Annotated in this window: 7 protein-coding genes and 1 pseudogene; all 8 read left to right on the top strand. The window is 53.1% G+C overall.

The features are described 5' to 3' along the window. The coding region (locus tag RMO15_RS22015; RefSeq protein WP_309717238.1) for an O-antigen ligase family protein at positions 1-1,711 on the top strand (1,711 nt) is incomplete at its 5' end. Continuing rightward, positions 1,708-3,165, top strand: a complete 1,458-nt coding sequence (locus RMO15_RS22010; protein WP_309717235.1) for a flippase — start codon at positions 1,708-1,710, stop codon at positions 3,163-3,165. The genes RMO15_RS22015 and RMO15_RS22010, both read left to right, overlap by 4 nt. A gap of 64 nt (positions 3,166-3,229) precedes the next feature. Further along, a complete protein-coding gene (locus tag RMO15_RS22005; protein ID WP_309717230.1) occupies positions 3,230-3,763 on the top strand; it encodes an acyltransferase in 534 nt (177 codons plus the stop codon). After that, positions 3,763-4,362, top strand: a complete 600-nt coding sequence (locus RMO15_RS22000; protein ID WP_309717227.1) for an acyltransferase — start codon at positions 3,763-3,765, stop codon at positions 4,360-4,362. The genes RMO15_RS22005 and RMO15_RS22000 overlap by 1 nt, the downstream gene beginning before the upstream one ends. 5 nt (positions 4,363-4,367) lie before the next feature. After that, positions 4,368-5,621, top strand: coding sequence for a glycosyltransferase family 4 protein (locus tag RMO15_RS21995; protein ID WP_309717224.1), 1,254 nt, complete (start codon positions 4,368-4,370; stop codon positions 5,619-5,621). A gap of 21 nt (positions 5,622-5,642) precedes the next feature. Continuing rightward, on the top strand, positions 5,643-6,701 hold the full coding sequence (gene epsD, locus RMO15_RS21990; protein ID WP_309717221.1) for an exopolysaccharide biosynthesis glycosyltransferase EpsD: 1,059 nt from the start codon (positions 5,643-5,645) through the stop codon (positions 6,699-6,701). Beyond that, positions 6,698-7,192: a helix-turn-helix domain-containing protein gene (locus RMO15_RS21985; RefSeq protein ID WP_309717218.1), complete on the top strand. Its 495-nt coding sequence runs from the start codon at positions 6,698-6,700 to the stop codon at positions 7,190-7,192. The genes epsD and RMO15_RS21985 overlap by 4 nt, the downstream gene beginning before the upstream one ends. Positions 7,193-7,483: 291 nt before the next feature. After that, positions 7,484-7,681 (top strand): annotated as a pseudogene (locus RMO15_RS21980) (PAS domain-containing protein); the annotation flags it as partial.

The following is a 7,681-nucleotide window of genomic DNA, read 5'->3' as shown; positions in this document are numbered from 1 at the left end:
CCCTATTCCGCCACTCTCCTGCGAATCGGAGGGAAGTAACGTGGTGAAGAGACGACGGTATGAGCCGGTCTACCAGCCGACAAACGTCCTTGGCCTTCGTGAGACAGAGAAGCGACAGCGTCTCCAGCAGACCTTTTTAGGGATTTTTGCCGGTCTACTATCGCTTATGGCAGGAGTGTCGTATGTTCTAGTGGAACCGACGACACTCTTGGTGCCTATCCTGCTCCTCACCGCGACTCTCTTGCCTGCGGTCTTATGGTACTTCCCAAGGCTTGCTTTATATGGGATCTTTGGCTCCGCGATTCTCTTTGAGATCTTTCAGCAGATTAAAAGTGGCGAGGGCTTGACAGATGCCGTGCCTTTTTTCTGGAATATCAACACGATGTTTGAGAACTATCTTGGCACAAATCCTAAAGTGGCTCCGATCAATTTTTTTGAGCTGGTTCTGATTATCTTTTCTGGGGTGACTCTACTTCGTTTTGCCACACGTCAGCAGGTTCATGTTCGTTGTGGTTCTCTATTTTGGCCGATTCTAGGATATTTGGGTTTTGTGGCTGTTGGCTGGTTCAATGGAATGGCAACAGGGGGTAACTTTAACGAGGCACTTCAGGAAATTCGTGCACAGTTCTATTTTGGAGTTGCTTATTTCTTGTCTGTTAATGCTATTAAAACGAGAAAAGATATTGATAAATTAATATGGATTACTTTTATATGCATAACTCTTAAGGTTTTTAACTATATATATAGGCATATGATAATATTTCATGGTGAGATACAAGATGGTGGTGTTGGATCGCATGAAGAAGCTTTTTTCTTTGTGTCATTTATTATTTTGTTATCGGTATTGTCAATTTCACGTGTTCAACAGAAATTACAAATACTAATGTGGGCATTATTGCCTTTTGTTCTGTATGCAAACATAACGACGAACCGTCGTACTGCGTATGCTGCGATGGTCATTGCGATGCCTGTTTTGTTTTTATCTGCTTACAAAGGTTTTCCCAGTGCGAGAAAAAATATTATTCGCGTGTTGATGGCAATAATTGTTCTTTTTCCTCCGTATTTTATCGCTTTTAGAGATAGCTCTGGAGCTCTGGGAGGTCCCGCTCGTGCTATCAATTCTGCAATTTCACCCAATGAGCGCGATTCTAGCTCAGATATCTATCGTCAGTCAGAAAATTATGATCTGATGTTTACGATGCGATCTTCACCTGTCTCAGCAGCTATTGGCTATGGGTATGGAAAACGATTTTTGACCCCTGCTTCGCTGGATGCTATTAAAGATATTTATATTTGGTATACCTTGCTTCCACATAACCAGATTCTTTGGGTTTGGATGCGTATTGGAACACTTGGTTTTTTAGTGTTCTGGGGGATGATATGCGCTATTATTGTTTATGCCTGTCGGATTATTCGTTTTCAAGATCAGAAAACTGGTGGGGATGGGGATACTTATCCCCGTTTTGTGGCTCTTTATACACTGATACTCGTGAGCCTGTTACTTGTTTTTGGTTTGCTTGATCTTCAGCTCTCCAACTTCCGCAATATGATCTTTGTGGCCATATGGATAGGAGCAATGGTTGGTATCGCACCCAATGCAATGACACTTAATGATCCCAAGAAGCGACGCTATCGCCCTAGAGTTGGGGGTCAGGAACCTACGCGACACCGACCTGCGGCGTCACATCTGCCATCGAGGAGCGCACGATGAGTGTTGAAAATGCCCGCGTAGCGAAAAATATGGTAGGCACTTTGGTGACTCAGCTCTTTACCTGGGCGATGACAGCCTTGGTGACCTACTATCTGCCGCGGTACGTGCACGATAGCGGTATGGGTAAGCTTGCCATTAGCTCCGCGATGGTGATGCTGATCGGTGTCATTGTTCCATTGGGCACTTCACAGGTCTTGATTAAGGAAATTGCCCGAGACCGTAGCCGTACGGGCTCGTTATTTATCTCCGCATTCACTCTGCGCTTGGCCCTAGGCATTATCGCGATTCCTCTTGCTTATCTTGCTGCCTGCCTGATGGGATACTCACTGGAGAAGCGTTTGTTGATTTTGGTCAGTGTCCCTGGCATGGTTGTTTTCGTTCTAAATGATGTTTTTGCGAGTGTCTACCAGGGACGTGAGGAGATGGGGCGCTTCAATCGGGCGACACTGCTTGATAAAGTTGCATTTGGAGTGGCAACTCTCTTATTGATTGTACTACGTGCTCCGCTTTGGATGATTGCTGCGATCTCTGCGGTTACGGGTCTTGTGACTTTTGTCTACTATGTTTCGGGGATGAGGGAGCTGCTCAAGACGATCACCTTACCCAAGATTGCAGACATGAAGGCTCTAGCCATGGCAAGCTTGCCATTTATGGGGCTCCTAGTATTTCGAACCCTCTATGGGCAGACCGATCCTATCATTCTGGGGGCCGTGGCGACTGATGCCGAGGCGGGCTGGTATGCCATGGCATTTCGGCTTGTCGGAACCGCGATGTTCTTTCCCATGGCTCTTGTCATGACACTCTTACCCACCCTGGCTCGCCTGCATGGGGCGGGGGATAGAGCCGGTTTTGCCAGCCTTGCAAGGAAAGCCCTCGATATCACGCTGCTCGTTGGTCTGCCCATTGCGGCCGCGGCAACCTTTCTGGCAAAGCCCATCGTCACTCTTCTCTATGGCTCTGCAAATTTAGGGGCCGTGCCTGTTTTATCGGTGGGTGGAGTCGGAATGCTTCTGTATTTTGTAACAGCGGTGCTGGGGCTTCTCGTCATGGCGATGGATCGTCAGGCTGTGCAGACACGTGGCTCGATCATTGCATGCCTCTTTGGGATTCCGCTCTGCATTCTCTTTTCCTGGGGCGGGCATCGGCTCTGGGGCAATGCTGCACTGGGTGCGATGATTTCGGATGTGGTTGTCGAGGTCTATCTAGGATGGGTCTACTGGCGTGCTCTTCCGCGTGGATTATTTAGTGGGGGGCTTGCATCACAGCTGATGCGCTATGTCTTAGCTGCCGTGCCGATGATTTTGGGGCTTTTTCTCTCTCTAGGAACGAACATTGGGCTCTGGGCGGTTTTTCCTTGTGCCCTGCTCTATCTTGTTGCCTGTGTTCTCTTGCGTTGTTGGAGCCTCACGGATCTGAAGGCGCTTCAGGGAATGCTAGTGCGTCGCACGGCCTAAAAGCTGGTAGTCACTTTACATAAAGACATTAACCTTGGCATAGAACTTGTAAGGTTGAGCAGACATGAAACACAAGCTTCAGACAGCATGGGTGTTACTTACCAGTCTCTTCAAGACGCGTCGTTGTTCGCAACGTGGCACTTGGATCCGGGTCTGGGGCAAGCTCCAGATCGAAGGTGATGTGAGGCTTGGGGAGCGGGTGCGCATTCGTGCCACCCACGTGCCCGTCGAACTGGCTGCGGGTCCAGGAGCTCTTATTGAGATTGGGGAGCGGTGCTACATCAACTCTGGGGTCTCCATTGGGGCGCAGCAACGCGTCACTATCGGGAAGAACTGCGCCATTGGTAACTACTCCCTGATTATGGACTCTGATTTTCATAGTACCGATGACCATACGAAGCCGGGGCTTGCTGCTCCTGTAGTGCTTGAAGATGACGTTTGGTTGGGGGCGCGTGTGACAGTGCTTAAGGGTGTTCGTATTGGCCGAGGAGCAGTGGTTGCGGCGGGGGCTGTGGTGACACGTGATGTTGCTCCTTGCACCTTAGTCGCTGGGGTACCTGCGCGCGTGATCCGGTTTCTGGATAAGGAAAGCAAGTGATGGAAAAAGCGATCTCACAGCAAGAACCAGGACATCATCGTATCCTGAATGCCTTGGGAGACGAGCTGGGCCTGAGTTGGGTACCCTGGCGACTGATGCTAGCCCATGCACTAGTACGGCCTTTACCCGAGGACATGGCAGGACGCTTACGGCGGATTGTCTATCAGAGTGCCGGGGTCAAGATCGGCCCAAAAACGATGATTCGTGGAGTACTTCATCTCCGGGGAGGGCGGCATGCGGTACGCAACCTGACAATCGGAGGTGACTGCTTGATCTATCCACCCAGCTCGATTGACTGTTGTGCGCCGGTGACAGTGGGCAATAATGTGACATTTGGGCCAGGTGTGACTATCATCACGGGCACACATGAGATCAACGATCCGTGCCATCGGGCAGGAGCGCTGCTTCCTCGCCCCGTGGTAATCGAAGATGGGGTCTGGCTCTGTCTGGGAGCGATGATCCTGCCTGGTGTGACTATTGGTCAGGGAGCTGTGGTTGCCGCAGGAGCTATTGTTACCAAAGATGTCCCTCCTCACACGCTGGTGGGAGGAAACCCCGCTCGAGTGATTCGCACGCTAGAGACGGAGGTGCGGGTATGAACCGGATGACAGATGTGAAACAAGTGCTCTTTTTACAGTCCCAGACGTTCTTTGGCGCAGACTCGGCAATCCATGCACAGCTGATGCAACACCTCAATCACGAGGAGGTGAGAGTGCATGTGGCCTGCAATCACCGGCCTGATTCGAATGCTCCTATGACGGTGATAGACCGCATCGAGAAAATCCCCGGAATCCTGGTTCGCCCCACGGAGTTTGGCCCTACTTTTTTCTCTCGTTCCCTTAAGGAGCGCCTCTGGTTGGGCCTCACACAAGGGCCGCGTCTGCCACTGAGTCTTCTGGCACTGGCACTCTATATTAAGCGTGAGAAAATCCAGATGATTCACTGTACGGAGAAGCCGCGCGATGCTTTCTACGGAGTGCTTCTGGGTAAGCTCACCGGAGCTAAGAGTATCATTCACATGCATGTTCGCCATGCAGATTGGCTCAGCCCGATGGTCCGCTGGGCGCTTCGTCATGCGGATGCTGTGATTGGGGTGTCGGAGTTTGTCTCGCGGACGGTTGTGGAGGCAGGTATCCCAGCAAGTCGGGTGCATACAGTGGTCAATGCCCTCGATAACTACGATGGCACCTGGAACCCCCGTACCGATGCGGCGGAGGTTCGTCAAGAGTTTGGAATTGCCCCAGATGCCATTTTAGTGGGAGCCTGCTCTCGCCTCTTTCGCTGGAAAGGCCAGCGGGAGCTTTTAGAGGCCGTGGCGGAGCTACTGCCTGAGATTCCCAAGCTTCACGTGATGATTGTTGGCGAGGATGATACCCGTGCCAATCCCGGAGGCAAGAGCTTCCTGGCGGAGCTTGAGCTTCTGGTGGCGGAGAAAGGAATCGCGGATCACGTGACCTTTACGGGCTTCCGCCGCGATATCCCCCGCCTGATGAACGCTTTTGATATCTATGCCATGCCAAGCTTTGAGGAGCCCCTGGGAATGGTGTACTTGGAGGCGATGGCACTAGGGAAACCCGTGGTGGCCTACAATAATGGGGGCGTTCCGGAGATCGTCGAAGATAACATTACTGGTTTATTAAGTCAGCCCTACAATATTACTACACTGGCACACTCGTTGCGTACTCTAGCACTGAACCCGGCCCTACGTCAGAAGATGGGGGCAGCCGGTAGGGAGCGTGTCCTTCGTGAGAGCACCCCCAAGCAGATGTGCACTCGGATGGAGCAAGTCTATCGAGTGATTCTGAGTGGGCAGCACGAGACGGAGAGCACTCCCGCCAAGGCGGTCGAGGTTCGGTAAGCGAAAAGGTAACGAGAGTTTATGCCCTTTCTCAGTGTGGTGATCCCCACCTATAACCGTTGTGAGAGCCTGCGTGTCACTCTGGAGGCGCTCAAGCACCAGGAGCCCGTTGAAGGCGGCTTTGAGGTAGTGGTTGTCTCTGATGGTGCAACGGATGCCACCGATTCGCTGCTGGTAGGCTGGACGGCAGCGACTCTGCCCTTTAAGATTCGCCCGATCTTTCAGGAAAACGCAGGACCAGCGCGGGCTCGCAACCGGGGAGTGGAAGAGGCAATCGGTGAGGTGATCGTCTTCTTAGATGATGATGTCGAGCCGCTGCCAGGGTGCTTAAAAGGCCATGCAGAGCGCCATCGGCGCGATCCGAAGCTGGTGCTGATTGGGCCAATGTCGCCAGATCCGCACCGTCAGTCTCTAGAGCCAGTCTGGATTGCCTGGGAGCACGCGATGCTTCAGAAACAATACGACTCCTGGAAGAATAAAGTCTGGGCCGAGGACGAGTGTGGGCCGCATAACTTCTACACCGGCAATGCATCGGTGCGGCGGGAGTATATTCAGGCGGTGGGGGGCTTTGATGAGGGCTTTACCCGTCAGGAAGATGTCGAGCTGGCAGCGCGGATGGAGCGGACTTGTGGGGTGCATTTTCGTTTCGATCCCGCTCTGGCAGCACTTCACCGGCCTCTGCGGACTTTCGCCTCATGGCTACGCGTCCCTCATGCCTACGGGACGCTGGATGTGATCCGGGCCCGGCGCGGCGATGCGGGTTGGGACGTGGTGCGCCACGGCTATGCCTCACGCCAGAGGGCCACGCGCCTGATCGCTGACCTTGCGCTGCCTCATAAACAGCGTGGGGTATGGATGCAAACCATGCTGCGCCTGATGGCGCAAGCAAGCTATGCACTGCCGATAGGGGCAGCGCGGCGCGTGGGGCTAAGTGCTCTGAGCGCTCTGTACAATCTTCATTATTTAGAGGGAGCACGAGACGAGCTGGGATCGTGGGATGCTCTCCAACAGGTGTTACGTGCAAGCACTACTTCGACCTACGGGGATTCGAAAACGGAAGTTAAAGAGAGAGCGGCATGATGACAAGTGGTATGACAACGACGAGTAATATGACGGCAAGTGTCCTGAGCAAAAAGATGTCGGATACGGCATCGGACTGGCGCGAGGGACGACGTCTGCGGGCACTGGAGCTCTACAAGCAGGGCTGGAAGCAGAAGCATATTGCCGAAGCTCTGGGAGTAACCTGCGGCGCGGTGAGCCAGTGGGTAAAGCGCATTCGGGAAGCGCCGGATGAGAGTGCGGTCGAGGTGCTCCGTCGCCGAAAGCCCACCGGGGCTCCATCGCACCTGACCAGTAGCCAGCGCCAGGGGCTCTCGCAGCTTCTGAGCCGGGGGGCACGGGAGTGGGGCTATAGCGACGATGTCTGGACGTACCGTCGGGTCGCGGAAGTGATTGAGCAAGCCTACGGCGTACGCTACCATGAGAGCTATGTCGGGCGTTTGCTCAAGGCCTGTGGCATCGAAGTGCGCCACAGCAGCCAAGTTCAAGTGGAGCTACGCGAGCTCGTGTAGCAACTCTTTCTTAAAACCAATGTCCCTAGCACACCTCTGTGCCAGGGGCATTTTGCGTTGTGGGTGCTGTTTTGCCATCTCCCCGCCCTACATCACGAATCGTTCGCCGCCCCATGAAATGAGGCGTCTGCGTAGCCTTCGGCTGTAAAGCCCGTTCCGGGCTGGAGGCATTGGTTTGTAGCCTGGCACGGGCTTTCCAGCCGAGGTACGAGGCTACCAGACGCCCCGTTCACTATAGATTTTGTGTAGAAAGTAGGTTAAGTCTTTGCGGAATTGGGGCATAACTCTAGTGTGCCTCTAACAGAAAGTGATCATTCTTTCAAAAAACTTCAGCATAACACCACGCGCGTGATGCTGGATGAAATGTCGTACTTTGTGGGCTTACTCTCGCCTTGTGGGGGAGTGCTTGACCTCAACATCGCGGCGCAAGAGCTGATGGGCATGACATATGAGGAGGCACTGGGAAAGAAGCTCTGGGAGCTACCCCTC

Origin of the sequence: Armatimonas sp., assembly GCF_031410135.1 — a bacterium.
Taxonomy (GTDB): domain Bacteria; phylum Armatimonadota; class Armatimonadia; order Armatimonadales; family Armatimonadaceae; genus Armatimonas.
Note: the sequence above shows the minus strand (reverse complement) of the source record. Positions and strands in the feature narration are given on the sequence as shown.